27 protein-coding genes are annotated in these 26905 nt (G+C 62.7%); 11 read left to right on the top strand and 16 right to left on the bottom strand.

Annotation, left to right across the window (positions count from 1 at the left end; genetic code table 11):
• Positions 1-95 precede the first annotated feature (95 nt).
• Complete coding sequence (locus ACO07W_RS18080; protein ID WP_421845077.1) at positions 96-1112, bottom strand: acyl-ACP desaturase; 1017 nt, start codon at positions 1110-1112, stop codon at positions 96-98.
• Between the two features lie 254 nt (positions 1113-1366).
• Positions 1367-2668 carry a salicylate synthase gene (locus ACO07W_RS18075; protein ID WP_421846083.1) on the bottom strand — a complete coding sequence of 434 codons (1302 nt, stop codon included), beginning with the start codon at positions 2666-2668 and terminating at the stop codon, positions 1367-1369.
• A gap of 451 nt (positions 2669-3119) precedes the next feature.
• Between ACO07W_RS18075 and ACO07W_RS18070 the strand changes: the two genes are divergently transcribed.
• Both ACO07W_RS18070 and ACO07W_RS18065 read left to right on the top strand, forming a co-directional pair.
• Positions 3120-3332 (top strand): hypothetical protein, encoded by a 213-nt coding sequence (locus ACO07W_RS18070; protein ID WP_421845076.1) that lies wholly within the window; start codon positions 3120-3122, stop codon positions 3330-3332.
• A gap of 288 nt (positions 3333-3620) precedes the next feature.
• Positions 3621-4871: a sodium-dependent bicarbonate transport family permease gene (locus ACO07W_RS18065; protein ID WP_421845075.1), complete on the top strand. Its 1251-nt coding sequence runs from the start codon at positions 3621-3623 to the stop codon at positions 4869-4871.
• A 9-nt stretch (positions 4872-4880) separates the two neighbouring features.
• On the opposite strand, the gene hemW is transcribed toward ACO07W_RS18065, so the two are convergent.
• From hemW to ACO07W_RS18050, 3 genes are all read right to left on the bottom strand, one after another.
• Positions 4881-6065 (bottom strand): radical SAM family heme chaperone HemW, encoded by a 1185-nt coding sequence (gene hemW, locus ACO07W_RS18060; RefSeq protein ID WP_421845074.1) that lies wholly within the window; start codon positions 6063-6065, stop codon positions 4881-4883.
• A 56-nt stretch (positions 6066-6121) separates the two neighbouring features.
• The gene (locus tag ACO07W_RS18055) at positions 6122-6502 is read right to left on the bottom strand and encodes a transglycosylase family protein (protein ID WP_421846082.1); all 381 of its coding nucleotides are present in this window, start codon (positions 6500-6502) and stop codon (positions 6122-6124) included.
• Between the two features lie 74 nt (positions 6503-6576).
• The gene (locus ACO07W_RS18050; RefSeq protein WP_421845073.1) at positions 6577-7191 is read right to left on the bottom strand and encodes a hypothetical protein; all 615 of its coding nucleotides are present in this window, start codon (positions 7189-7191) and stop codon (positions 6577-6579) included.
• A gap of 361 nt (positions 7192-7552) precedes the next feature.
• On the opposite strand from ACO07W_RS18050, the gene ACO07W_RS18045 reads away from it, so the two are divergent.
• The 4 genes from ACO07W_RS18045 to ACO07W_RS18030 all read left to right on the top strand — a co-directional run bounded on the left by ACO07W_RS18045 (position 7553) and on the right by ACO07W_RS18030 (position 10932).
• Positions 7553-7645: an Ms4527A family Cys-rich leader peptide gene (locus ACO07W_RS18045; RefSeq protein WP_421845072.1), complete on the top strand. Its 93-nt coding sequence runs from the start codon at positions 7553-7555 to the stop codon at positions 7643-7645.
• 116 nt (positions 7646-7761) lie between these two features.
• Entirely contained in the window at positions 7762-9429 is a 1668-nt protein-coding gene (locus ACO07W_RS18040) for a nitrite/sulfite reductase (protein ID WP_421845071.1), read from the top strand.
• Complete coding sequence (locus ACO07W_RS18035; protein WP_421845070.1) at positions 9426-10169, top strand: phosphoadenylyl-sulfate reductase; 744 nt, start codon at positions 9426-9428, stop codon at positions 10167-10169. The genes ACO07W_RS18040 and ACO07W_RS18035 overlap by 4 nt, the downstream gene beginning before the upstream one ends.
• Before the next feature lie 25 nt (positions 10170-10194).
• A complete protein-coding gene (locus ACO07W_RS18030; RefSeq protein WP_421845069.1) occupies positions 10195-10932 on the top strand; it encodes a sirohydrochlorin chelatase in 738 nt (245 codons plus the stop codon).
• A 53-nt stretch (positions 10933-10985) separates the two neighbouring features.
• On the opposite strand, the gene ACO07W_RS18025 is transcribed toward ACO07W_RS18030, so the two are convergent.
• The 5 genes from ACO07W_RS18025 to ACO07W_RS18005 all read right to left on the bottom strand — a co-directional run bounded on the left by ACO07W_RS18025 (position 10986) and on the right by ACO07W_RS18005 (position 15415).
• A complete protein-coding gene (locus ACO07W_RS18025; RefSeq protein WP_421845068.1) occupies positions 10986-12101 on the bottom strand; it encodes a sulfate/molybdate ABC transporter ATP-binding protein in 1116 nt (371 codons plus the stop codon).
• Positions 12102-12126: 25 nt separating this feature from the next.
• Positions 12127-12945, bottom strand: coding sequence for a sulfate ABC transporter permease subunit CysW (gene cysW, locus ACO07W_RS18020; protein WP_421845067.1), 819 nt, complete (start codon positions 12943-12945; stop codon positions 12127-12129).
• Entirely contained in the window at positions 12942-13802 is an 861-nt protein-coding gene (cysT, locus tag ACO07W_RS18015) for a sulfate ABC transporter permease subunit CysT (protein ID WP_421845066.1), read from the bottom strand. The genes cysW and cysT overlap by 4 nt, the downstream gene beginning before the upstream one ends.
• Positions 13799-14857: a sulfate ABC transporter substrate-binding protein gene (locus ACO07W_RS18010; RefSeq protein ID WP_421845065.1), complete on the bottom strand. Its 1059-nt coding sequence runs from the start codon at positions 14855-14857 to the stop codon at positions 13799-13801. Before ACO07W_RS18010 ends, cysT begins: the two co-directional genes overlap by 4 nt.
• A 354-nt stretch (positions 14858-15211) precedes the next feature.
• Positions 15212-15415, bottom strand: a complete 204-nt coding sequence (locus ACO07W_RS18005) for a hypothetical protein (RefSeq protein WP_421845064.1) — start codon at positions 15413-15415, stop codon at positions 15212-15214.
• A 192-nt stretch (positions 15416-15607) separates the two neighbouring features.
• On the opposite strand from ACO07W_RS18005, the gene ACO07W_RS18000 reads away from it, so the two are divergent.
• On the top strand, positions 15608-17668 hold the full coding sequence (locus ACO07W_RS18000) for a glycoside hydrolase family 15 protein (protein ID WP_421845063.1): 2061 nt from the start codon (positions 15608-15610) through the stop codon (positions 17666-17668).
• A gap of 20 nt (positions 17669-17688) precedes the next feature.
• Here the strand turns inward: ACO07W_RS18000 and ACO07W_RS17995 are convergent, their stop codons facing one another.
• Entirely contained in the window at positions 17689-18405 is a 717-nt protein-coding gene (locus ACO07W_RS17995; RefSeq protein ID WP_421846081.1) for a sensor domain-containing protein, read from the bottom strand.
• Here ACO07W_RS17995 and ACO07W_RS17990 point away from each other — a divergent pair.
• On the top strand, positions 18311-18523 hold the full coding sequence (locus ACO07W_RS17990) for a hypothetical protein (protein WP_421846182.1): 213 nt from the start codon (positions 18311-18313) through the stop codon (positions 18521-18523). The genes ACO07W_RS17995 and ACO07W_RS17990 overlap by 95 nt on opposite strands.
• Before the next feature lie 25 nt (positions 18524-18548).
• Here ACO07W_RS17990 and lepA read toward each other — a convergent pair whose 3' ends face one another.
• Positions 18549-20453 (bottom strand): translation elongation factor 4, encoded by a 1905-nt coding sequence (lepA, locus tag ACO07W_RS17985; RefSeq protein ID WP_421846080.1) that lies wholly within the window; start codon positions 20451-20453, stop codon positions 18549-18551.
• A 98-nt stretch (positions 20454-20551) separates the two neighbouring features.
• On the opposite strand from lepA, the gene ACO07W_RS17980 reads away from it, so the two are divergent.
• Positions 20552-21154, top strand: a complete 603-nt coding sequence (locus ACO07W_RS17980; protein ID WP_421845062.1) for a type II toxin-antitoxin system PemK/MazF family toxin — start codon at positions 20552-20554, stop codon at positions 21152-21154.
• A 19-nt stretch (positions 21155-21173) separates the two neighbouring features.
• Here ACO07W_RS17980 and ACO07W_RS17975 read toward each other — a convergent pair whose 3' ends face one another.
• On the bottom strand, positions 21174-21602 hold the full coding sequence (locus tag ACO07W_RS17975) for a CBS domain-containing protein (RefSeq protein WP_421845061.1): 429 nt from the start codon (positions 21600-21602) through the stop codon (positions 21174-21176).
• A 210-nt stretch (positions 21603-21812) separates the two neighbouring features.
• Here ACO07W_RS17975 and ACO07W_RS17970 point away from each other — a divergent pair, with 210 nt between their 5' ends.
• Both ACO07W_RS17970 and ACO07W_RS17965 read left to right on the top strand, forming a co-directional pair.
• Positions 21813-22655: a ribonuclease Z gene (locus tag ACO07W_RS17970; protein ID WP_421845060.1), complete on the top strand. Its 843-nt coding sequence runs from the start codon at positions 21813-21815 to the stop codon at positions 22653-22655.
• Positions 22656-22833: 178 nt separating this feature from the next.
• Entirely contained in the window at positions 22834-23199 is a 366-nt protein-coding gene (locus tag ACO07W_RS17965) for a PE family protein (RefSeq protein WP_421845059.1), read from the top strand.
• Between the two features lie 213 nt (positions 23200-23412).
• On the opposite strand, the gene ACO07W_RS17960 is transcribed toward ACO07W_RS17965, so the two are convergent.
• The 3 genes from ACO07W_RS17960 to ACO07W_RS17950 are packed head-to-tail and all read right to left on the bottom strand — an operon-like array spanning position 23413 to position 26869.
• Complete coding sequence (locus ACO07W_RS17960; protein ID WP_421845058.1) at positions 23413-24252, bottom strand: transglutaminase family protein; 840 nt, start codon at positions 24250-24252, stop codon at positions 23413-23415.
• Positions 24252-25229, bottom strand: coding sequence for an alpha-E domain-containing protein (locus ACO07W_RS17955; protein ID WP_421845057.1), 978 nt, complete (start codon positions 25227-25229; stop codon positions 24252-24254). The genes ACO07W_RS17960 and ACO07W_RS17955 overlap by 1 nt, the downstream gene beginning before the upstream one ends.
• Positions 25229-26869: a circularly permuted type 2 ATP-grasp protein gene (locus ACO07W_RS17950; protein ID WP_421845056.1), complete on the bottom strand. Its 1641-nt coding sequence runs from the start codon at positions 26867-26869 to the stop codon at positions 25229-25231. The genes ACO07W_RS17955 and ACO07W_RS17950 overlap by 1 nt, the downstream gene beginning before the upstream one ends.
• Positions 26870-26905 lie beyond the last annotated feature (36 nt).

Raw genomic sequence — 26905 nt, 5'->3', positions numbered from 1 at the left:
AGCGACGACCTGATACTGCGGCCTGAGCCGCCGATGGCGCCCGACTCGTCGCCGGCAGCCGCCACGGCTGCCGGCGAAACCCGGCGCAACAACGATCACCGACCGCTGAGCGTGAGCGTGCCCTCAGTTTTGAGCGCCCTTCTGGCCGTGATCTTTTCGATCTTACGAGCTTCCCGGTCGAGGTAGCGCTGCTTGGAGTCGTCGAACTTGTCGGATGCCTGCTCGAGCTCTTTGATCAGTACGGCAAGATCGTCGCGCATCCGCGCGGCTTCACCGGTGAAGTCTTCACGCTCGAAAATGCGCCATTTCTTCAAGACCGGCATGACCACCTCATTGAGGTGGATCCGCGGGTCGTACACGCCACCAACGGCGATGATCACAGCCTTGCGACGAAACTCCGGCACGGTGAAGCCCGGCATCCTAAAGTTCCGCAGGATCCGATGCAGTGATGCCATCGCCTGGTTGGGCGCGATCTCAAGGCCCGCTTCGGTGACGTCCCGATAGAAGAGCATGTGCAGATTCTCATCGGCCGACACTCTGGCGAGTAGCTGGTCGGCGATTGTCTCGTTGCAAGCCTTCCCGGTGTTGCGGTGAGAGACACGAGTCGCCAATTCCTGAAAAGAGACGTAAATTACCGAGTCAAACACAGAGTCAGCGAACATGTCGCCCTGCTGGTTCTGCCCCGGGCTGAAGCCTCTGGTCATTTGCTCCACCCGGAGCTTCTCCAGCTCGACCGGATCGACTGCACGCGTTACCACCAGGTAGTCACGCAGTGCCGTGCTGTGCCTGTTCTCTTCGGCGGTCCACCGATTGACCCAGTAGCCCCAGGGACCGTCCATGCTGAAGTTCATCGCGATCTCACGGTGATACGACGGCAAATTGTCCTCGGTCAGCAGGTTCTGCACCATAGCGACCTGAGCCACGTCGGAGAGCTGGCTCTGTTCCGGCTCCCAATCCCGTCCGTCCAGGGCGTAGAAATTCTTGCCGTCCGACCATGGAATGTAGTCGTGGGGATTCCATTCCTTGAACATCGACAGGTGGCGGTTGACCAGCTTTTCCACCACGGGCTCAAGCTCGCGGAGTAGCTGCAGGTTGGTCAAGCCCTCGGACATGGCCCCTCCCATTTATATGTTGCGATCAGTAACATGCAATATATATGTGTCTGGCGGTTACATTCAAGTCGGACACGCCGCGAGCACAAACAACATGACCAGTTGCCCGGCGAACAGCGCGCCGGCAGGACGGTTGGCTTCCGATAGCCAGACGACCGCTCCCCCGGCATGCGTCGCGCCGCGAAGCTACTGCGCGCCGACCACAGCCCGAGCGCATCGCCAGCCGCGGAAGGCCGCCGCATCGCGTCGGAAAGCTAGCGCCGCTCAATCAGATACGGCGTCAGCGTGCCGAGCTTCTCGCAAGTCTCCTCGAATTCACGTTCAGGTTCGGATGCTTCGATGATGCCGGCGCCGGCCCGCAGCCATGTCCGCCCATTGCATTCGTATACCGCCCGCAGCGTTAATGCGGCATCAAGCCCACCGTCTGCTGAAAACACCACGACAGCTCCGGAATACAGCCCGCGCGGACCTTCGTCAAGACGAAGGACCGCGTCGACGCCAGCTGCTTTCGGAATTCCCGACGCGGTGACCGCGGGGAACAGCGCTTCCAGGGCGCCCATCCGGTCACTCGAAGAGTCCAGGCGCGCGCTGACAGTGGAACCAAGGTGCTGCACGCTTCCACGCTCACGGACCGCCATGAAGTCGGTGACCGCCGCCGTCCCCGGCGCGGCGATCTCGGTGATCTCCCGAAGCGACGTCCGCACCGAGATAGCGTGCTCGGCAATCTCTTTACAACTTGACTCCAGATCGTCGCGAGCCTGCCGATCAACCGTGGAACCACGGCCAAACGCGCGCGTACCGGCCAGCGGCTCGGTAATCACCACACCGTCGGGACGGACTGCCGCAACCAGTTCAGGGCTATAGCCTAGCGCGCGAATTCCGCCCAGCCGCAACATAAAAGACCTCACCGGGGTGTTGTTGCGACGGCCCATCCGGAAGGTTGCCGGGAAATCGAGAGCGAAAGGCACTTCGACACAACGGGAGAGAATCACCTTGTGATAGTCACCGGCCGCGATCTCCCGAACCGCCACGGCAACCCGATCGCGATAGCCTGACGCATCAGCGGTTACATCGACCGCAGCGACATTGGGCAAATCACGCACCCCGTCGGCGAGCAACCGACGTACCACCTCATGGTGGCGGCGCTCGGCGCCGAACAGAACCACTTCCTGCGGAGTTACCACAATGCGGGTGCGAGGCCAAAACAATCTGGCCAAACGGGTTTTCGGCGCCAGCCGCTGCTGCAGACCGCAGCGGTAGACACCGAATTCGAAAGCCAGCCAGCCAAACACCTGGTCTGTTTCCAGCAGCAGTCGGTCGATCGCTTCGCCCAGTACCAGTCCAGGCCGCCCCGACCACCGTTGCCGCTGCGTGACGCCGTCGCGGGTGACACGCAGTTCATCACTGTCGAGCTCAACCATCGCCCGGACCCCGATGGCCAGGACCCATTGATCGTCGCGCTCGTAGAGCAAGTATTCCTCGCCCTCAAGCTCCGATAGCATGTCGGCCAGCTCAGCCGCCAGTTCGGCCGGGTTGATATCGGCAGGCACCGGCATCGACGGCGCCGCCGTGCCGGGAGGAATCGACTCGACGCGGACCTCGGTCACGATTAGTAAATGTAGCCTAACCTACTAAAGAGCGCCGCCCCGGCCCGCTATTGCTGCCCCTAACGCACCTCACCTGGGTAAACCTCATACAGAAGAAAAATGCGCCTATCGCGACAAGCGCAACCGTCGACGAGTTGCCGGTTCGCCGCACCCCGCCCCAGAGCCTTCCGAAACCCGCTGCGACGGTCCGGCCAGATCCCCGCTGCCGCCCCACAACCGGTGCTCACAGACGTGGCGCGAATAACAATTTCCCGCCCGTTTAGTTGCTCGCCGCACGACGACGAGCTAGCGTACGCGAAACCCCCCTAGCATTACCGCTCAACCACTTGGACCCGCTGGTCGAAGTAGTCCGCCAGGCCAACGCCCCATCACTCACCGCCTTCTAGCAATAGGGAGGACCATGTTTGTAATCCGGCTCGCCGATGGAGAAGAAGTCCAGTCCGGCAATTGCGATGACCTCACGATCAACCAGGAGACAGGCGTCCTCACGGTTTCACGAGTCGACGGATTCGAGGAGACCACGACTCACTACTCGCCGTCAGCATGGCTGTCGGTGACACATCGCAACCGAGGCGCCGGGGTCAGACCGTCGCTGGTTTCCTCTGCGCAATAGCGATATTTCGCTAGCTCACAGCGAATTGGTAACAACCCCGCACTGATCACACAGCGCGGGGCGCAGCGGCGCCGTGTCCAGCGCTGTTGCCACAGCCGGCTGGCTCCACCACGGTTAACTGGACGCCGCGTCCCGAATGCGGCCTAGAAGCCTGGTGGTTCGGCGTGTGCCCCAGATGGCGACGTGGCCACAGCCCGGATAGGTTCTGCGCGTTGCCCGGGACGTTCGCGGTGGCCCCGCCGAGGTCGATGGCCGGTGGCCTACTGCACCGAATCTTGGAAGGCGCTAATGCTGCACGAGTTCTGGGAGAACTTCACCCACAGCCTGTTCAAGCCGCTCTTGCTGTTCTTCTACTTCGGGTTCCTGCTGCAGATCCTCAAGGTGCGGTTCGAATTCCCCTATGTGCTCTACCAGGGCCTGACTATGTACCTGCTGCTGGCGATCGGCTGGCACGGCGGTGAAGAGCTGGCCAAGGTCAACGTGTCCAGCTTCGGCGGCATCGCTGGGTTCATGTTCCTGGGCTTCGTTTTGAACATCGCAATCGGCGCGACCGCTTATTACCTGCTCGGCCGGATGACCGCACTACGAAAAATCGACCGAGCCACGGTTGCCGGCTACTACGGATCGGACTCGGCGGGAACCTTTGCCACCTGCGTGGCCTTCCTTGCCAGTGCCGGCATCGCCTTCAACGCCTTCATGCCAGTCATGCTGGCTGTCATGGAAATTCCCGGTTGCCTGGTGGCGCTGTACCTGGTGGCGCGACTACGCCACCGGGGGTTGAGCCAGGACGGGTGGATGCCCGATGAGCCGGGCTACGCCTCAGCCAGCCACATCAGGGTTGGCCCCGGCGCTGCTCTGCGTCCCACAAACGGTCAAAGTCTCAGCATCGAACGCGAACGCGAGATCCAACAGGAGTTGGAGATTTCGTTGGAGAGGCGAGAACATCCGGATTGGTACGAACCCGACCCAGCCAACAGCATCGCTGAAACGGGCACGAAGCCGTCCTTCTTCTCCGGTGAACTACTGAAGGAAGTTTTCCTCAACCCAGGATTATGCTTGCTGATCGGCGGCATCATCATCGGGCTTATCAGTGGACTGCAGGGCGAGCGGGTAGTCCACGACGACGACGCTTTCTTCGTCACCGCCTTCCAAGGCGCGCTGGCCCTATTCTTGCTCGAGATGGGCATGACGGCGGCGCGGAAGTTGAAAGACCTGAAAACCGCGGGTCGCGGTTTTGTCGTCTTTGGCCTCCTAGCGCCCAATCTCTTTGCGACGCTTGGAATCATCGTCGCTCACGGCTACGCCAACCTCACCGGTACCGAGTTCAAGCCAGGCACCTACGTACTGTTCGCCGTCTTGTGCGGCGCGGCATCCTATATCGCCGTGCCCGCCGTTCAGCGACTTGCGATACCCGAGGCCAGTCCGACTTTGCCGCTGGCCGCATCGCTGGGTTTGACGTTCTCTTACAACGTGACGATCGGAATCCCGCTCTACATCGAGATCGCCCGTATTGTCGGGCACTGGTTCCATACCGGCTGAATTCTCCGCTTACCCCAACAGCTCTCGGACAACGACATCAGCCAGCAGCCGCCCCCGATCGGTGAGCACCAAGTTATCGCTCTCGGCTAACACTAGGCGGTCCTCCGCCGGCGCGGTCAATAGACTATCGGCACGTTCCCGTTCGGCGGCGTCTAGCTGGTCCATCGGCAACCCCTGGCGGAGTCGGATTTTCAGCATCACATCCTCGGTGTGCCGCGCCTCGGTGTCCAGCTGCTCGAAATCCGCCACCGGAAGCGTCCCATCCGCCAACATCTGCGCATACTTGCTGGGGTGCTTGACATTCCACCAGCGTGTCGCTGCTACGAAACCGTGCGCGCCCGGTCCCGCACCCCACCACTGGCCGCCGTCCCAATAGCCGAGGTTGTGCCGGCACTCGCCGCCCGGACGCGACCAATTGGAAATCTCGTACCAGCTCAGGCCAGCTTCGCCTAGCCGCGCATCGATGAGCTCATAACGATGCGCCAGCACGTCATTGTCCGGCGCGGCCAGCTCACCGCGCCGGACCCGCCGCGCCAATGCAGTGCCATCCTCGACGACCAGGGCATAGGCGGATATGTGGTCGACGTCGGCCTCAATCGCTGTGTCCACCGAGCGCAACAAATCGTCATCGAACTCTCCCGGAGTGCCGTAGATCAGATCGAGGCTGACGTGTTCAAAACCCTCGGCCATCGCCTCACGGGCCGCGAGCGCCGCCCGCCCCGGCGAGTGCACCCGGTCGAGGGTCGCCAACACGTGCGGCGCCACCGATTGCATGCCCAGCGATACCCGCGTGTATCCGGCCGCCCGGATCGTCCCGAAGAATTCCGGCCAGGTCGACTCGGGGTTGGCCTCGGTGCTGATCTCGGCATCGGGAGCCAACGCAAAATAATCCTGCACCATACCGAGCAGCGCGCCCAGGCGCTCCCCACCGAGTAGCGACGGTGTACCGCCGCCAACAAAAACAGTGCTGACCATCGGTGCGCCCAATCGAGCGGCGGCCAGCTCAAATTCCGTCCGCAGCGCCAGCATCCAGGTGTCGGGGTTGACGCCACCCAGCTCGGCTGGCGTGAATGTGTTGAAATCGCAGTAACCGCAGCGGGTCACGCAGAACGGCACATGAACGTAGATGCCGAACCGACATCCAGGACCGGGTGCAATGACGGGCAACTCGGCCGGTTCGGCGCGAAGAGTCATGCCCGATTTTCGCACGGCGAACCGAGCTCAGCTGCCGCCTACGTCGCCCAAACGCCTCAGTCGTCCGTCCTGCCTGAGCAACCACCAGTCTCGGACGCGAGAAATGCCAAGATGTGGGTCAAAGACCCGACCGGTGCGTCACCCCGGCCGCACGAACTGCATTTCGGCCATGCGCTTGGCCCTTGGGTAGCCATGATGTTGTTCGCGATTGTGATCTGTTGCTGGCGGCTCGCAGCCGCCGGCGACCCGGAACCGCCGTTGGCATCCCATGTTTCCTGGCTGATCTGTAGGCCTCCATACAGCCCGTTCCCGGTGTCGGCAGCCCAATTCCCACCGGATTCGCATTGCGCTATAGCGTTCCAATTGACATCGTCTGCTTTTGCGCTGGCGGTGGACAATCCCAACATCGCGATAAACAGCGCCGCGACGGCGACCATGTCGGCAAACAACGTGTACAAAGGACGTGCGCGCCCGCAGCCCGGGCGACCCTCACCGCCCAACAACATGGGCTTCACAACAGCTCAACCTTGCTGGCCAGCCAGCGACCGGCCACCTTGTTCATGGTCATCTTGATACGGCTGCGGTCAATCTGCGGAGTTGGGCTGTTGCGGTTGCTCACCGATTGATCGACGAACATCAGGACGACAACTTTGTCTTTTGTGGCGGACTTGACCGTCGCCTCAACGACGGTCCCGTGCGTGACCGCCTGGCTGTCCAGCAATACTTGGCGGAGGTGCTCGGTGGATTTGCCGTATTTGTCTTTGAATTCGCCAGTTGCCCCGTCAAGGATGTTGTCCATCCCGTCGTCGAGACTCGTGGAATCGATGTTGGTTAGCGTCAGGACATAGCTTCGGGCGGCCGCGAGCGCCTGAGCGGCGGCAATGTCCTTCTGATGTCCCTGGAATAGCACCCATCCGCAGAACCCCAAACCAACCAGCAAGACCACCGCCGCGATAATTCCAACCCAGCGAATCGCCGATCCAGTCGAGCGGCCCCGAGGGGCAGCACCGGCAGCCTCGACAACGGTCGCAGCCTGTTCGGATGTGTCGGCGGGCGGCGTGACCGGTTCGTCGCCACCGACCGAGTCATGAGCACCAGCTGCTGGGCCTTCTTCGGAGGGTTCCATGAAGCTCACCCGACGCCCGAGCCGCGCGCCGTGGGCACAGCCGCAATGATGAATCTGCGCACGATTGACCTCGTTCACCATTTATGAAGACATGTCCCGGCAATTGTCTGTGGTCACACCTGCCACCTAGGTCAACGACACGGCAGAACTTTCCGGCGGAGCCGTTCGCGGCTCTACCAGCGGCCAACTGTGTCGAAACCGGCAGGTTAAGCACCTAAAGAGCGAAACGGCGGTCCAATTTCTCAGGCCATTCGCAGTTGTGTTTATCCAGCTGCTCAGGGTCTATTCGTAGTTTTAATCAGTGTGAGAAAAAATTCGACCTGGTGGCGCGGCCGGCTGCCATCCATGGCACAATGTCACCGTGACCGCTGCCCATTCGAATCTGCGCACAGCGCTGGTTGCGCGGCGGTATATCGACCTCAAGCGTGTCTGCAGCTGCACCTGTCTGCCTTGATGTCGTAGACCCAGCCCACCTGCACCTGCTGCTGGCGACCGGTTCTGCGCCACCGGAAGATATCCGGCGTCGCGCGGGTCCAGGTCCAGCAATGTTCGCGAAGGAGAACCCTGCGGATGACCACGTCACGTCCCGCCAAAACCCGCAACGAGGGCCAGTGGGCGCTGGGCAATCGCGAGCCGCTCAACCCGAACGAAGAACTCAAGAAGGCCGGCAACCCGCTCGATGTCCGGGAACGCATCGAAAACATCTACGCCAAGGGCGGGTTTGACAGCATCGACAAAGACGACCTGCGTGGACGCTTTCGCTGGTGGGGCCTCTACACGCAGCGTGAACAGGGCTACGACGGCTCATGGACAGGCGACGAGCACATTGAGCAGATCGAGGCCAAATACTTCATGCTGCGGGTTCGCTGTGACGGCGGCGCACTCTCGGCTAAAGCCCTGGCCACGCTGGGCCAGATCTCGACAGAGTTCGCTCGAAACACCGCCGATATCTCCGATCGGGAGAACCTCCAGTACCACTGGATCGAGGTGGAGAACGTTCCCGAAATCTGGCGGCGGCTCGACGAAGTCGGACTGCACACCACCGAAGCATGTGGCGATTGCCCGCGCGTCGTGCTGGGCTCGCCGCTGGCCGGCGAATCGCTCGACGAGATACTCGACCCGAGCTGGGCGATCGATGAGATCGTGCGCCGTTACGTTGGCAAGCCCGAGTTCGCCGACCTGCCGCGCAAGTACAAGACCGCTATCTCGGGTCTGCAGGATGTCGCGCACGAGATCAACGACATTGCGTTCATCGGGGTGAACCATCCCAAACACGGGCCCGGCCTGGACCTATGGGTAGGCGGTGGACTCTCGACCAACCCGATGCTGGCCCAGCGGGTCGGCGTCTGGGTTCCGCTTGACGAGGTACCCGAGGTGTGGGCGGCGGTAACCTCGGTGTTCCGCGACTATGGATACCGGCGGCTGCGAGCGAAGGCGCGGCTGAAGTTCCTGATCAAAGACTGGGGCATAGCGAAATTCCGTGAAGTTCTCGAAACCGAATACCTCAAACGTCCGCTGATCGACGGTCCGGCCCCCGAACCCCTCGCCCATCCGCTCGACCACGTGGGGGTGCAGCGACTGAAGAACGGGCGCAACGCTGTGGGCGTTGCCCCAATAGCCGGGCGGGTATCGGGCACCGTCCTGTCAGCAGTGGCAGACCTGGCCCAACGCGCCGGCTCGGACCGGATCCGATTCACCCCCTACCAGAAGTTGGTCATCCTCGATATCCCCGACGACAAGCTCGACGACACCATCGCGGGCCTGGAGAAAATCGGGCTGCAGACGCGACCATCACATTGGCGCCGCAATCTCATGGCATGCAGCGGGATTGAGTTCTGCAAGTTGTCGTTCGCCGAAACCCGAGTCCGGGCACAGTCTTTAGTGCCGGAACTAGAACGCCGGCTCGACGACATCAACGCTACGCTCGACGTACCGATCACCGTCAACATAAACGGCTGTCCGAACTCGTGTGCGCGAATTCAGATTGCCGACATCGGATTCAAAGGCCAGATGGTCGCTGACGGTTCCGGTGGCTCGGTCGAGGGCTTCCAAGTCCATCTGGGCGGCAGCCTGGGTCTGGACAGCGGATTCGGCCGCAAACTGCGCCAGCACAAAGTCACCAGCGACGAACTGGGTGACTATATCGATCGGGTGGTGCGCAACTTCGTCAAACACCGCAACGATGGTGAACGCTTCGCACAATGGGCTGTTCGAGCCGACGAGGACGATCTGCGATGAGCGACGCAGAGACCGGGCCGACCGAACCCGAGTTGCGCGAGCTGGCGGCGCGCGGTGCAGCCGAACTCGACGGAGCCAGCGCTACAGAGCTGCTTCAGTGGACCGAAGAGTCCTTCGGCGGTGTCGACAACACCCGCGAGTCCGCGACGTGCGGCTATGTGGTGGCGTCCAACATGCAGGACGCGGTTCTCATTGATCTGGCTGCCAAGGTGCGGCCAGGTGTACCGGTGCTCTTCCTAGACACTGGCTACCACTTCGTGGAAACCGTCGGTACCCGAGACGCGATCGAGTCCGTGTATGACGTCCGAATGCTCAATGTGACTCCCGAGCACACGGTTGCCGAACAAGACGAACTTCTTGGCAAAGATCTGTTCGCGCGGGAACCCGGTGAATGCTGCCGACTACGCAAAGTCGCCCCCCTGGGCAAAGCGCTACGCGGCTACTCCGCCTGGGTAACCGGGCTGCGCCGCATCGAATCGCCCACCCGGGCCAATGCACCATTGATCAGCTTCGACGAGACATTCAAACTGGTGAAAATCAATCCCATCGCCGCGTGGACCGACGCCGACATCCAGGACTACATCGCCGAGCACGACGTGCTGGTCAATCCGCTTGTCCAAGAAGGCTATCCATCAATTGGCTGTGCGCCCTGCACAGCCAAGCCCGTCGAGGGCGCCGATCCCCGCAGCGGGCGTTGGCAGGGGCTAGCAAAAACCGAATGCGGGTTACACGCCTCGTGATCCGCGCCGACGACAGTGCGCAGCCATGACCACCCTGGTGCTGACCGCACACGGAAGTGCCGATCCACGATCGGCTGCCAACGCGCGCGCCATCGCAGGCCACCTGGTGCAAATGCGGCCCGGACTCGACGTGCGCCTGGCGTTCTGCGAACACAATTCTCCGAGCCTGGCTCAGGTGCTCGCCGGTTTAGCGGCAGAGCACCAGGCGCCCAAGGCAGTTGTCACTCCCCTGTTGTTGGCGAACGCCTACCACGCCCGTATCGACATACCCGGTCAGATCGCCAATTGCGCCAACGATGTAAGCGGAATCCACGTGTCCCAAGCCGCCGTACTTGGCGAAGACGATCGGCTTGTGTCGGTGCTGCGTCAACGGGTAACGGAGCTCGGGACTACCCGCCGCGACCCGACGCTGGGTGTGCTCGTCGTGTCCATCGGCTCGTCGAACCGCGCCGCCAACGCGCGCACCGGCCGCGTCGCGCCAAAATTGGCCACGGGCACTTGCTGGGCCGCAGTCACAACCGCCTTCGCCACCCGCCCGGAACCCTCGCTGGCCGGCGCTGTCGAACAATTGCGGAGCAGAGGCGCTCGCCGAGTGATCATCGCGCCCTGGTTCCTGGCACCAGGTCGAGTGCCCGACCGGGTAGGGCTCTTCGCACGCAACGCGAACATAGCGATGGCAGCACCGCTGGGCGCCCACCCGCTGGTGGCCGCTACCGTGCTAGACCGCTTTGATCAGGCAAAAGCCAAACGCTTGGCGGCCTGATCACGCTAATTCCCTCATCGCAGACCGGCCTCCTGGCCAGTTCCAGCGTCGGATCACGCAGAGGTCAGCGTGCTGCGATCCGCATCAGCGTCCCCGGCGCCGTCGTCGCGGTGGCCTATCAACTCATCGGAAATAGGCGGTACCCGGGTAGCGCGTGCATACACGGTGTCACCCTCACGCAGGGCCAACGCCTCGGCATCGCCCCGGGTGATCTGGGCGGTGAACGAACCTCCGGTGGCCGAGCTGGTCAACTCCACGCGAACCTCGAATCCCAAAACGACGACCCGGTCGACGGTAGCGCGGATAACCCCAGTGGCCGCCGCGGTGCGGTCCGCAGAGGCAACCGCCATATTGGGATTGCGACCAACCCGGATGTCGTGCGGGCGGACCAAGGACCCGTTGAGCGTAGAAACCGCTCCGAGGAAGGACATCACGAAGGCGTTGGCCGGGGCGTCGTAGACCTCGGTCGGGCTGCCGACCTGCTCAATCCGTCCCTTGTTGAGCACGGCTATCCGGTCGGCCACGTCCAGCGCCTCGGCCTGATCGTGAGTGACAAGAACAGTGGTGACGTGCACCTCGTCATGCAGGCGGCGCAGCCAGGTCCGCAGATCCTCGCGCACTTTGGCGTCCAGCGCACCGAACGGCTCGTCGAGCAGTAGCACTTCGGGGTCAACCGCCAAGGCCCGAGCCAGCGCCATCCGTTGTCGTTGGCCGCCCGATAGCTGGTTCGGATATCGGCTCTGAAATCCGCTCAGGCCCACCACCTGCAGCAAGTTGTCAACCTTTGAGGTGATTTCTGCCTTCGGTTGCTTACGTATCTTCAGGCCAAAAGCCACGTTGTCCCAGACGGTCAAATGTTTGAAGGCGGCATAGTGCTGGAACACGAATCCGATCCCGCGTCGCTGTGGCGGCACCCTGGTGACATCGCGCCCGTTGATCGTGACAGTCCCCGTGTCTGGCTGGTCCAAACCCGCGATCATGCGCAACAGCGTCGACTTTCCCGAACCGCTCGGCCCCAACAATGCCGTCAACGAGCCCGCGGGCACCACGAAGTCCAAACTGTCCAATGCGACGAAATCACCGTACTGCTTGCATGCGGCCTGCACGACAATGGCGTGGTCACCGTCCTCGTCTGTGGTGGCGTCGACTTCGGTCGTCTCCGCGGTCATTTCACCGTCTCCTTGCGTCTGCTTCTCAACTCCGGCCGGCCGCTCGTATCCGGCGGGCGTCCAGAATCACCTGGAAGATCAGGACCACCACCGAAACGGCCATCAGCAACGTCGACAGCGCGTAAGCACCGTACTCCGCCCCGCGGTGATACCGATCCGAAACCAACAGTGTGAGTGTCTGCGACGTCCCGGGGAGGTTGGACGACACCATGATGACAGCGCCGTATTCACCCAGCGTACGGGCGATTGTTAGCACAATGCCGTACGTCAGGCCCCACCGAATCGATGGCAGCGTAATCCGCCAGAATGTCTGCCACCACCCAGAACCCAGCGTCGCAGCGGCCTGTTCCTGGTCGGTGCCCAGTTCGTGCAGAACGGGTTCGACTTCGCGCACCACGAACGGGAGAGTGACGAATATGCTGGCAAGCACAATGCCGGGAAGCCCGAAAATGACCTTGAAACCAAGGTCCTTCTCGACGGAGCCGAACGCGCCGGCCGATCCCCACAGCAATATCAATGCGACGCCCACGATCACCGGTGATACTGCGAAAGGCAGGTCGATGATCGCCTGCAAAGCCCCCTTGCCCCGAAAGCGGTTGCGGGCGAGTACCAATGCAGTAGGAATACCAAAGACCACATTCAATGGCACCACGATGGCCACTACCAACAGCGACAAATTCAGTGCCGAGATCGCGGCCGGCGTGCTGACATAAGCATAGAACTGACCAAAGCCGGGCTCGAAGGTGCGCCACAGGATCAATGCCACCGGAACAAACAGCAAGACAAAGACATACGCCAAGGCGATCGACCGGAAGAGGTAGCGAAACCCCCGCGTGGGTGTCACGCACCCATCTCCTCACGTTTAGCCGCTCGCGCGCCAACAATTCGCAGCAACAACAACACGAGGAACGAAATGGTCAGCAAAACAATGGATATGGCTGCGGCGCCGGTTCGATCGTCGTTCTCGATTAGGGTGCGGATCCATTGCGACGACACTTCAGTCTTGCCCGGCACCGCGCCACCGATCAGCACAACAGAGCCGAACTCACCGATAGCTCGCGAGAAGGCCAGGCCGGCACCGGATAGCAGCGCGGGCGTCAGTGACGGCAGCACGACAGCGGTGAAGACCTTGCGGCCGCTAGCGCCCAGCGACGCCGCCGCTTCCTCGGCCTCCCGGTCGATCTCCAACAAAACCGGCTGTACGGCGCGTACCACAAACGGCAGAGTGACAAATGCCAGCGCCACCCCTACCCCCCAGGCGGTGTGCTGCAAATGCAGACCTACCGGGCTGTTGTTTCCATAGAGAGCCAGCATTACCAGGCTGGCGACGATGGTAGGCAACGCGAACGGCAGATCGATGATCGCATCAACCAAGCGTTTGCCGACGAAGTCGTCCCGTACCAGTACCCAGGCAATAAGCAGACCGAACACCGTGTTGATTACGGTGACTCCGGCGGCAATGGTCAACGTGACCCGGAACGATTCCAGGGCAGCGTGCGACGTCACCGCCAGCGCGAATGCCTGCCAGCCGCCGCCCACCGCCTGCCACGCAATGGCCGCAAGCGGCAACAGCACTATCACTGAAAGCCACACCACCGCCACGCCGACATGCAGCGATGACGCGACCGAACGGCCGGAAAAGCGCGCACCGGCCCGGATCGCCCCCGGGCCCAGGCTTGCGCCTGAGCAGGATCCGGTCATCCGGTCGCCTGCGCATATATCTGGGTGATGCTGCCGGTGCTCTTATCGAAAAACCGGGGGTCCGCGGTGCCCCAGCCGCCGAGGTCGTCAATCGTCCACAGTCTGTCCGGCGCGGGAAACTGATCGCCGAACGCGGCTGCGACAGCCGGGTCGACCGGGCGGAATCCGGCCTGCGCCCACAACTTCTGCGCCGTGGCGGTGTACTGGAAGTTCTTAAACGCGGTCGCAGCACCCAAGTGGCGGCTGGTGGTCACCACGGCCAGCGGATTTTCGATCTTGAACGTCTGCGGCGGTGTGATGTGCTCAACCGGTTTGCCCGCGCGTTCAATAGCGATTGCCTCGTTCTCGTAGCTGATCAACACATCACCACTGCCCTCGACAAAAACATCGGTAGCTTCCCGTCCCGATCCAGGTCGCAACTTGACGTGGTCACGCACCAGTCTGCCGACAAAGTCAATCCCCGCTTCGTTGTTCCTGCCGCCGTCGCTTTTAACCGCGTACGGAGCGAGGAGATTCCATTTGGCGGAGCCCGAACTCAGCGGGCTGGGCGTGATGACTTCAATGCCCGGGCGTACGAGATCATCCCAGTCTTTGATGTTCTTGGGATTACCCGCGCGCACCACAAACGTCACCACGGAGCCGAACGGGATGCCTTTGGTGGCGTCCGCATCCCAGTCCTTCGCGACTTTGCCGGCCTTCACCAGGCGAGTGACGTCCGGTTCTACCGAAAAGTTCACCAAATCAGCCGGCTTACCGTCGACGACACCGCGGGACTGATCGCCCGACGCCCCGTATGACGTGATCACCTGGACGTCCTTGCCCTGTTCCGAGGCATTGAAGGCGGGAATCACCCGGCTCCAGCCAGGCTCGGGAACTGCATAGGCGAACAGCGTGATCGTCGTCTCCGCGTCGGTCAGTCCGCCGCCACCGACGACGTCGCTAGCGCCGCCGTGGCAGGCCGCGAGGGTACCGGCAATCAGTACGGTCGCGACCAGGCGTACTACCCGATAACGCCGCCGCGGCGCACACCCGATATCGCTGAACATCTGCGGCATTGGCAGCCTTCCGGTGCGGGACTTCTGAACAAAGGTCTCGTAGCGGCGGAAAGGCGGCGATCCCCCGAGTACCGAGAGGACTTAACGAACTCCACACCAGACCGCGCACGGGTTGGGAGTCAGCGACAACAACGCAGCTCGGCGGCCGCACAGCTCACCACGGCCCCGTGTGCGCAGCCGAGCGCCACCACAGGGCGCACCCAAGCACCGGTTGCTGCCAGCATGTCGCGCAGCCTAGCAGAATTCGCCGAATCGTCCCGCGCCTACAACCTCAGCGGGTGAGCAGCCAGGTCGCGATCACCAACAGGACAAGCGCGACAAGGGCCAGGGTCACATGCGACCGCGGCATCGGAGTTACCCGGAGCCTTCGTCGGAGCCGCCCACACGACGCATCACCTGGATACCCCTGCCGAGCAAAGCGTCCAGGAGGACTGCCATGACACCAGCAAGAACCAACATGACCGGCATCACCACCAGCGTCTGCAGCGCGAACGGGAGGCCGGAAAGCCACAGCTCGACGCTGTCCCACCAACCCAGGAATCCGTTCACCGGACTCACACTATTAGCCCGGCCGCCCGGAACCAACGTGCCTGGCCTTTTAGTGACGTCCGGTTCGTGGTCGGCGGACGCTCGCGTTTGCGTCACACTGACCGCAAACACGGGGATCTGGCTAACCCGCTATGCCGCGGCAGCCCAACACCCCGCTCGTCAAGGTGGACGCCAAGTGGGTCGACAGATGATGATGACGAGATGGTCCTGCACGCCCAACCCGCCGACCAAAGCGGACACACTGCTGAGGCTCAAGCGTTGGAAGCCGCATCCGACGGTTCTCCCACAACTGGCTCCGAAGGAGCCTCTGAGGCTGTCGATCTTGCCTTGGCGTCGAATCTGACGTCGAGCGGACCGCTGCGCAATCCGTTTCCGCCGATCGCCGACTACGCTTTCCTGTCCGACTGGGAAACGACGTGCTTGATTTCACCGGCTGGATCGGTGGAGTGGCTCTGTGTGCCCCGGCCCGACTCCCCGAGTGTCTTCGGGGCGATCCTCGACCGCAGCGCAGGCCATTTCCGACTGGGCCCATACGGAGTTTCGGTGCCTTCGGCCCGTCGCTACCTGCCAGGCAGCCTGATTATGGAGACCACTTGGCAGACCCATACCGGCTGGCTAATCGTGCGTGACGCGCTGGTGATGGGGCCTTGGCACGACATCGAGCGACGATCGCGAACACACCGTCGCACACCCATGGACTGGGACGCGGAACACATCCTGCTGCGCACGGTTCGCTGCGTCAGCGGCACCGTCGAACTGATGATGAGTTGCGAGCCGGCGTTCGACTACCACCGCCTCGGGTGCACCTGGGAATATTCGGCGAAAGCATACGGCGAGGCCATTGCGCGCGCCAGCAAACAACCAGACGCTCACCCGACGATACGGCTGACCACAAATCTGAAAATCGGGTTGGAAGGCCGCGAAGCGCGTGCACGCACCCGAATGGTCGAGGGCGATAACGTGTTCGTCGCGTTGAGCTGGACCAAGCATCCGGCGCCGCAGACGTACGAGGAAGCCGCCGACAAGATGTGGAAGACCACCGAATGCTGGCGGCAGTGGATCAACATAGGCAATTTCCCGGACCACCCTTGGCGGGCATACCTGCAGCGCAGCGCGCTCACCCTGAAAGGATTGACCTATTCGCCGACCGGTGCGCTGTTAGCGGCCAGTACCACGTCGTTACCTGAAACGCCCCAGGGGGAGCGCAACTGGGACTACCGCTATGCCTGGGTTCGTGATTCGACGTTCGCGCTGTGGGGGCTCTACACCTTGGGACTCGACCGTGAGGCCGACGACTTCTTCGCGTTTATCGCAGACGTGTCCGGCGCCAACAGCAACGAGCGCCACCCGTTGCAGGTCATGTACGGCGTGGGCGGGGAGCGCAGCCTGGTCGAAGCGGAACTCAACCATCTGTCCGGCTATGACCACGCGCGCCCGGTGCGGATCGGCAACGGCGCCTACGACCAGGTCCAGCATGATATCTGGGGCTCGATCCTGGACTCGTTCTATCTACACGCGAAATCTCGCGAGCAAGTACCGGAGACCTTGTGGCCGGTGCTGAAACGACAGGTGGACGAGGCGGTGAAGCACTGGCGTGAACCCGACCGGGGCATCTGGGAGGTGCGCGGGGAGCCACAGCACTTCACATCGTCGAAGGTGATGTGTTGGGTGGCGCTGGACCGCGGGTCCAAGTTGGCCGAGCGGCAGGGCGAGAACACCTACGCGCAGCAGTGGCGGACAATCGCCGAGGAAATCAAGGCCGACATTCTGCAGCACGGGGTGGATTCTCGCGGGGTGTTCACCCAGCGCTACGGCGATACCGCGCTCGACGCGTCGCTGTTGCTGGTAGTACTGACCCGCTTCCTGCCGCCCGACGACCCGCGGGTACGCAACACGGTGCTGGCCATCGCCGACGAGCTCACTGAGGAAGGCCTGGTGCTGCGTTACCGAGTCGACGAGACCGATGACGGGTTGTCCGGCGAAGAAGGCACGTTCACGATCTGTTCGTTCTGGTTGGTGTCGGCGCTGGTCGAGATTGGTGAGGTGAGCCGTGCCAAGCGACTGTGCGAGCGCCTGTTGTCCTACGCCAGTCCGCTGCATCTCTACGCAGAGGAGATCGAGCCGCGAACGGGCCGCCACCTGGGCAACTTCCCGCAAGCGTTCACCCACCTGGCACTGATCAACGCGGTGGTCCACGTGATCCGCGCCGAAGAGGAGGCCGACAGCTCAGGGATGTTCCAGCCAGCCAACGCGCCCATGTGACGGTTGTCCTAAGCGTTGGGTCAACTCAGGGCGCTGATCTTGTCCATCATCGCGCGCGCAATGTCAATAGCGCTGGTTCGCGGATCGCCCGACCCACGGTCCGATGCGCCTTGCGCGCTGAAGAATGCGACCTCGACTTCGACGAGGCAATTCACCCGGACGCCGATGGCCCGCGCCTCTGGTCTGCGCCCGCGTACCGGGCCGGATGACTGCACATAAACAGTCGCCGCGAGGACGGAATTAGCAACACGCACGTCGGCGATGTCGTCCACCAAACGAAGACCGCTGCCTGTGATGGTTACAGTTTCGCCGTCGCACGCGTCCCACTGGCGGGAGAACCGCGCAAAGAGTTCGTCGGCATCGGCGGCGTCGCGCATCGCGACGGTGGCCTCAGCCACGCTGATCACCTTGGCGGGTCCGCCGGCATTCCACCACGTCTCACGTGCGACATTCTTGACGTTGGCCGAGGGGTAGACACTTCTTCCGATCATTGTCGGCACGCCAGCGCACTCGGCCGGTGACACCGACCCAAAACCATGGAGCAGCTTCTCGGGGCCTCCGTATCGCGGCGGCAAACGCGGATCGGCGCTGAATGGCTGATCGAGAAGTCGCGACAGTGCGGCCTGGCCAAGGAGGACCTGTTTGATCGTTTCCCCCACGACCGGGCGCGGCTTGATCCCGGGCGCCGGGCGCGCCGTACCGCCGATCACGGCAGCGCATCCCGCGGCGGTCAGCATGGCGGCCAACAGCAAGGCAACCACGATCCAGCTGCTGCTCTTCTGCGGACTCGTCCACGCGCTCGACGGTTGGTCGCTGGATGCGGTGACTGGATCAACGACTGCGGCGGGTGGGTAGTGGGCAGCTCGCGCCCCGCTCATCGCTACTTCTTGCCCTTGTCCCCGGCTGCTTCCGCGGATAGCGCCGCGACGAATGCTTCCTGCGGCACCTCGACCCGGCCAATAGTCTTCATCCGCTTCTTGCCTTCCTTCTGCTTCTCCAGAAGTTTGCGCTTCCGGGTGATGTCGCCGCCGTAGCACTTCGACAATACGTCCTTGCGGATTGCGCGGATATTTTCGCGCGCAATGATTTTCGATCCGATCGCGGCCTGCACGGGTACTTCGTACTGCTGGCGCGGGATTAATTCCTTAAGCTTGGTAGTCATCTTTGTGCCGTATGCCGAAGCCCCGTCTTTGTGGACGATCGCGGAGAACGCGTCAACGGCCTCGCCCTGCAGCAGGATGTCAACTTTGACCAGGGACGCCTCCTGCTCACCGGCGTCCTCGTAGTCGAGGCTGGCGTATCCGCGGGTGCGCGACTTCAGCGAGTCGAAGAAGTCGAAGATGATCTCCCCGAGCGGCAACGTGTAACGCAGTTCCACCCGCTCCGGTGACAGATAGTCCATGCCACCCAGCTCACCACGACGGGACTGACATAGTTCCATGATTGTGCCGATGAACTCACTGGGCACAATGATGGTCGTCTGCACGACGGGTTCGTAGACCGTACGGATTTTGCCCTCGGGCCAGTCCGACGGGTTGGTCACCACAATCTCGGTGTTGTCCTCTTTCACGACCCGGTACACGACGTTCGGCGATGTAGAGATCAGGTCGAGGTCGAACTCACGTTCCAACCGCTCTCGAGTGATCTCCATGTGCAACAAGCCCAGGAAACCACACCTGAACCCAAAGCCAAGCGCCACCGAGGTTTCCGGCTCGTATGTCAATGCCGCGTCGTTGAGTTGCAGCTTGTCCAGCGCATCACGCAGATTCGGGTAGTCCGAGCCGTCGACGGGATATAAGCCCGAATAGACCATCGGCTTGGGTTCGCGGTAGCCCGTCAGGGCTTCCTGGGCGCCGTTGCGAGCCGTCGTCACCGTGTCGCCGACTTTTGACTGCCGGACGTCCTTGACCCCGGTGATCAGGTAGCCAACCTCGCCGACACCCAGGCCTTTGCTGGCTTTGGGTTCGGGCGAGACGATGCCGACCTCAAGTAGTTCGTGGGTGGCGCCGGTGGACATCATCGCGATGCGCTCGCGCGGGCTGATCTTGCCGTCGACCACGCGAACGTAGGTCACCACGCCGCGGTAGATGTCGTAGACGGAATCGAAGATCATCGCGCGAGTCGGAGCGTCAGCGTCACCCTGCGGAGGCGGCACCTCACGCACCACATGGTCAAGCAGGTCTGCCACCCCCTCACCGGTCTTGCCGGATACGCGCAACACGTCAGCAGGATCGCAGCCGATGATGTGGGCGATCTCGCCCGCATAGCGATCCGGGTCGGCGGCCGGCAAGTCGATCTTGTTGAGCACCGGGATGATCACTAGGTCGCGGTCCAGCGCCAGATAGAGATTGGCCAAAGTCTGCGCTTCGATGCCCTGCGCCGCGTCGACCAGCAGCACCGCACCCTCGCAAGCCTCCAGCGCACGCGAGACCTCATAAGTGAAGTCGACGTGGCCGGGGGTGTCTATCAGGTGTAGGACGTAGTCGTTTTCGAGGGCATCATCGTTTACCGAGTCTCCCGACATCCTCCAGGGAAGCCGCACATTCTGCGCCTTGATCGTGATACCACGCTCGCGCTCGATGTCCATGCGGTCTAGGTATTGGTCACGCATGGAGCGCTCGTCAACCACTCCGGTCAGCTGCAGCATCCTGTCCGCCAATGTCGACTTGCCGTGGTCGATGTGAGCGATGATGCAGAAATTCCTGATCTGCGCCGGCGGGGTGAAGGTCTTGTCGGCGAAACTGGTGATGGGATCTCCAGGGCTCGAGGATGTTTGAGGACCCATGAGCGTCCATGGGCGGCCGTCAGGGGGCGTGTCCAGCGTATCCATCTGACGAAGCCGGGACACAATCGCCGCTTCGGGGGCGCGTCTATGCTGCGAACATGGCCTCCGGCCGGAAGTCACAGTGGACAACGTTGCGGCGCTTCGCGGAGAACCTCGTGTTCACCGAGGCGCCTAAGCTCGTCCGCTACGTACAGAACTCGCAGGACACGCTAAGAACCATCCAGCAGGCCGTCCAGGTCACCGTGAACATCGTGACCGCTGGCATGCCCCAGCCACCGGCCGAGGTCACCGCGGGCCGCCCGGTAACCGGCACCAGCTTCCCCACCGCCCAACGGGCACGCAAGCTCACCTACGCTCCAGACCTTGATGGCCGGGCCAGTCCCGGTGAGATTGTGTGGACTTGGGTCGTCTACGACGAGGACCCAACACGCGGCGAAGACCGGCCAGTCCTGGTCGTGGGTCGCGACGACAGCATCCTGCTGGGGCTGATGGTGTCCAGCCAGGAACACCGGCACACTGGCCATGACTGGGTCGAGATTGGTTCTAGCGATTGGGATCACGAGGGCGGGAAGAGCTGGATACGACTGGACCGGGTGCTCGACGTGCCCGAGGAGGGCATCCGTCGGGAGGGCGCGATCCTGGATCGCGAGATCTTCAATCTGGTGTCCGCGCGGCTGCGCGCTGACTACTCCTGGCGCTAGCCAGAAATCAGCCCCGCAGTCAGCCCTGGGTGATGTAGGACTGCAGCTGTTGCTGCTCGGCCTCGAGTTCTCCCATTCGTGTTTTTACCACGTCACCGATGCTCACGATGCCGATGAGTTCTTTACCGTCCAGCACCGGCACGTGCCGCACCCGATGTTTTGTCATCAACACGCTGATGTTGTCAACGGTGTCGGATCTCGTGCAGGTGGCGACGGCCGCCGTCATGATCTTGGAGACCGGACGTGACAGCACGCTGGCGCCATGTGCGTGCAGCTGACGTACGACGTCGCGTTCCGACACGATCCCGACCACGCCTTCGACCCCGACTACCACCATGGCGCCGATGTTCTGCTCAGCCAGGCCGGCCAGCAGTTCAGCCACCGTTGCCTCGGGGTTGATCGTCACCACCGCTGCCCCCTTGTTTCGCAAGACGTCCGCGATGCGCATCAAGGCCTCCCGCCGATGATGATCTTCCTCACACCAGGCTACGACCATCTCGTCCTACGGGAAAGCGAACACGAGAACCCGCGCGCAATATCGACTAAAACTTCCGGAGACCAAGCGTTCACAACCACGTTGTGGCCGGCGCTGCCCGAGACGCCTCCCAGTTCGATTGATCCCACCGCACATCCCGGCCTGACTTGACAGGATAAGACGATGATCGAGATCACGTTGCTGGGCACCGGAAGCCCCATTCCTGATCCGAACCGCGCCGGGCCATCCACCCTGGTACGGGCCGGCGGTCAGACGTTTCTGGTGGATTGTGGGCGGGGCGTTTTGCAACGTGCCGCGGCCGTCGGCGTCGGCGCCAGTGGGGTGTCGGCACTGCTGCTCACCCACCTGCACAGCGACCACATCGCCGACCTCGGCGATGTGCTCATTACATATTGGATCACCAGCTTCAATCCTGAACCGTCACCGCTGCCGATCATCGGACCACCGGGCACCGCTGAGGTCGTAGCGGCCACACTGCAGGCATTCAGTCACGACATCGGCTACCGGATCGCCCACCACGCCGACCTGACAACACCACCACCGGTCGAGGTCCGCGAGCACACTCAGGGGCCAGTCTGGGATCACCACGATGTGGCGATCCGGGTCGCGCCCACCGATCACCGGCCGGTGGCGCCGACGATCGGCTACCGAATCGAAGCTGGTGGCGCGTCGGCGGTGCTGGCCGGGGACACCCTGCCCTGCGCCAGCTTGGATGAGCTGGCGACCGGATCAGGCGCATTGGTGCACACGGTGATCCGCAAAGACATCGTCGCGCAGATTCCGCAACAGCGGATCAAAGATATCTGCGATTACCACTCGTCGGTCCAGGAAGCAGCCGCGACAGCACGGCGTGCCGGCGTGCGGATCCTGGTCATGACGCACTGCGTCCCAGCCATCATCCCGGGCCAAGAGGAGCAGTGGCGCGCGCTGGCCGAGACCGAATTTGGCGGGCGGATCGAGCTGGGCGACGATTTGCACCGAGTCGAGGTACCCGCGCACACATAACACGCCTGCCAACGGCCGGACCGGTCTTGGATGGCTCGTCAGACCACGCATGAGTTAGGACTGGACCGAAAGAACCGATTTCGACGAAACGCCAATGGTCAGCGCATACGGCGATACGATCGGAGCAGGACACGGACAGCCACGGTGACGAGGCTGGCCTGATGGTGTGAGGTGCTAGATGTCGTACGTGACCGCCGGACCGGAGGCCATGCTGGCGCGGGCCGCCGATCTGGCTGAAGTCGGCGCGACGATTCAAGAGGCCAACACGATCGCGGCCACCCAAACAACCGGCTTGCCGGCGGCCGCCGCCGATGGAGTGTCCGCAGCGGTTGCCGCGGTGTTCGAGTCGCACGCCGAGAACTATCAGGCCATTGGCGCGCAGATGGCGGCCCTCCACGACCAATTCGTGCAAAAGCTGGCCGCCGGCTCCGCCGCGTATTCCAATGCCGAGGCGGCCAACGTACAGCAGGGCCAGCTCGACGCGGTTAACGCACCAGCCCAGGCATTGCTCGGCCGCCCACTGATCGGCGACGGCGCCACCTGAGGAACCGTCGGCGAAGTAGGACACGACGGCGGCTATAGCACCAATACTGGAATGGCCGACGGCAACGCGGGGTCCGCCGGCCTTGTCGGCAACGACGGGATGAAGCCTGGACAGGCAACGACACTGTCTGGCCTAGGTCAGCACGGTGGTAGCACTGGCGGATCGAGTGGGTGGCTATTCGGCCCAATCTGAAGTTCAGACAGCTAGCGGGGGTTAGGCCAGCCGGGTTATCTCCACGATCACGTCTAGGTCGGTGGCTCCTTCTCCGGAGTAGATCCCTTTCAACGGTGACACATCTGCGTAATCGCGCCCCACGCCTACGCTGACGTATTGCTCGGTGATCTTGGAGTCATGGGTGGGGTCGTAGCTCCACCAGCCACCGGTCCAGGCTTGAATCCACGCGTGGCTGCAGCCAGCCACCACATCGCCGACCACCGCGTCGCGATTGGGATGCAGGTACCCCGAAACGTAGCGTCCCGGAATTCCCATGCTACGTAACAAAATCAGCGACAGATGCGCGAAATCTTGGCCAACCCCTTTGCCCTCGAGTAGCGCGTCCAAGCCGGATGATTGAACCCCAGTCCGGCCAGGCAGGTAGTCCAGCTCGCCGCGCGCCCAACGCGCTGCGGCGACCACAGCCTCAGCGGGCTCGTGATGTTTGGCGATCCGCTTGCCGACGGCCGCGACGCGCTTACTCCCCGGGGTGTAGTCAGTGGGGCGCAGCACTTCGTCGAAACGGTCAATCACGGCCACCGATTGCAAGTCGGTCCAGGTGACTTCCGCGGCCGGCAGCTCCGGCTGCTCGGTTTCAACGACCGATGCGGACGTCACGGTGAGTTCGGTGTGCGGCGCATGCAGGTCGAAAGCCGTGACCGCGGTGCCCCAATAGTCGACGTAGCGGTAGGAGCGGGTGGCCGGAATGGTCTCGACGCGGTTGACGATGACGTTCTGCCGGGTGGTCGACCGCGGAGTCAGACGGGCTTCGTTGTAGGAGGCTGTCACCGGCGACTCGTAGACGTATCCGGTGGTATGTACGACTCGCATTCGCCACATCAGGCTTCGCCCTGCCTAGCACCCAGGCGGCGGCGGTGACCTGCATCCGACCATGCCACCCAGGGGGTAACGTGAAAGTACTGTAGCGCCAGCGCTTCGCCGACGTCGTAGCAGGTTCGCTGCAAACTCGCCAAGCGTGTGTCCAATGACTCAAGCAGCGCCCCAGGTTGCAGGAATTCCAATTCGCTGCGCGCCTGTCCCAGCAGCCGCTGCGCCTCCACGGTCGCCCCAACCCGGCTCTGCGGATTGTGCAGCAGTTCATCCAGGTTGTGTTCGGCCAATCTCAGCGAATAGAAAACCGAACGCGGGAAACGCCGGTCAAGCAGCATGAACTCGACGACCCGACTGGCGTCTAGCACCCCGCGGTAGGTGCGCAGGTACGTATCGTGCGCGCCGGCCGAGCGAAGCAGCGTCACCCACGCTGGCGACGACGCACTGTCCCCTACTCTCGACAACAACAACCGCACCGTCATATCCACTCGCTCGATCGCACGACCCAGCAACATGAAGCGGTATCCGTCGTCGCGTGACAGCGTCGAATCAGCCAGACCGGCGAACATCGCGGCGCGACCTTCGATGAACGACAGAAATTCGTGCGGCCCAAGCCGTTTAGCGGCACGCTCCCGTTCATCAAGGGCGTTGTATGTGGTGTTGAGACATTCCCAGGTCTCGATGGAGGTAACCTCCCGAGCCGATTTTGCATTTTCCCGCGCCGCCGAGATCGCGTCGACAATAGAGCTGCCACCCTGCGTGTTGCGGTTGAACGCCACCAGGTCAGTGAGCGACCAGACGTCTAACTCATGGTCCGGCGGCTCGATTCCCAGCACCCGCAGCAACAGCCGAGAGGCCTGGTCCGGGTCGACGCTGGAGTCCTCAAGCAGTTGATGCACCGCGACATCGAGAATCCGCGCGGTATCGTCGGCTCGCTCAACATAGCGACCGATCCAGTACAACGCCTCGGCGTTGCGCGCCAACATCAGTGATCGCCTTCGTCTGCTGGTGTCCACTGCGACTGCTGACCCTGCAGCGGCGAACCATCGCTGGACAGCTCGACGACAGGCACCTCCTCGGGCAGCGAACGCACAATCTCCGCGGCCGCCAGCTCGCGGTTGGCCGCCGAGGCGCGCGGTGCTAGCACCCAGGTGTCCTTGGACCCGCCCCCCTGGCTGGAATTGACCACCCGCGATCCCTCAACGAGAGCCACTCGGGTCAGTCCGCCAGGAAGCACCCACATGTCATTGCCATCGTTGACCACAAATGGCCTCAGGTCCACATAACGGGGGGCCAGCGTGCCTGCGATCCGGGTCGGCACGGTCGATAGTTCCATCATCGGCTGTGCGATCCAGCTTCGGGGATCGGCGCGAATCTTTTTGCTGACGGTGGCGAGCTCCTTATTGGAAGCTTCCGGGCCGAACACGATTCCATACCCGCCCGACCCTTCGACCGGCTTGAGCACCAATTCGCGAATCCGATCCAGTACTTCTTCCCGTTCGCTGTCGAGCCAGCACCGCAAGGTTTTGACGTTGGCCAGCAACGGCTTTTCGCGCAAGTAGTACTCGATCATGGTTGGCACGTAGGTGTAGACAAGTTTGTCGTCACCCACCCCGTTGCCGATCGCGCTGGAGATAACCACATTGCCGGCCCGGGCTGCGTTGACCAACCCAGCCACCCCGAGCACCGAGTCCCCGCGGAACAACAGGGGGTCGAGGAAGTCGTCGTCAATGCGTCGATAGATGACGTCGACCTGACGCTCCCCTTCGGTGGTACGCATGTATACCTGGTTGTCGCGGCAGAACAGGTCACGACCTTCGACCAGCTCGACGCCCATTTGGCGGGCAAGCAACGAATGCTCGAAGTAGGCCGAGTTGGCCACCCCCGGGGTCAGGACCACCACCGTTGGATCGGCTTCGTTAGTGGCAGCGGAGTTGCGCAACGCCTGCAACAAGTGGGCGGAGTAATCGTCGACGGCGCGCACCCGATGGGTGGCGAACAGGTTCGGGAAGACGCGCGCCATGGTGCGCCGGTTCTCCATGACATAAGACACTCCTGACGGCGAGCGCAGGTTGTCCTCAAGCACGGTGAAGTTGCCCTGGTGGTCGCGGACCAAATCGATGCCGGCCACGTGGATGCGCACACCGTTGGGCGGGACGATGCCGACGGCTTCGCGATGAAAGTGCTCGCACGAGGTCACCAGCCGGCGCGGGATGACGCCGTCACGCAAAATCTCCTGATCGCCGTAGATGTCGTCGAGATACATTTCGAGCGCCTTGACCCGTTGAACGATGCCGCGCGCCAGCCGGGTCCACTCCGCGGCCGAGATGACCCGCGGCACCAGATCCAGCGGAAAGGGTCGTTCTTGACCCGATAGTGAGAAGGTGATGCCCTGGTCGAAAAACGCGCGGGCCAGCGCTTCGGCGCGAGCTTTGAGCTCCGAGACGTTTGAGGGGGCAAGCTCGGCATAGATGCCCTTGTAGGGGCCACGCACGTTGCCCCGAGCATCGAACATCTCATCGAAGGCCAGCGAGTAGCGGTCCGACGAGTTGTATCCGCCGAAGATGCGCTCAGAGCGGGCCGACGGCCGTCGGCCGGTCGCCTCTAGCTGGTTGGGCGTACTCACTGTGCCATGGTGCCTCAACGTGCCGTTCCCGCAGGC

It is taken from the genome of Mycobacterium sp. (assembly GCF_965230835.1).
Taxonomy (GTDB): domain Bacteria; phylum Actinomycetota; class Actinomycetes; order Mycobacteriales; family Mycobacteriaceae; genus Mycobacterium.
The sequence above is the reverse complement of the archived record's forward strand: the minus strand, read 5'-3'. Positions and strand labels throughout refer to the sequence as shown.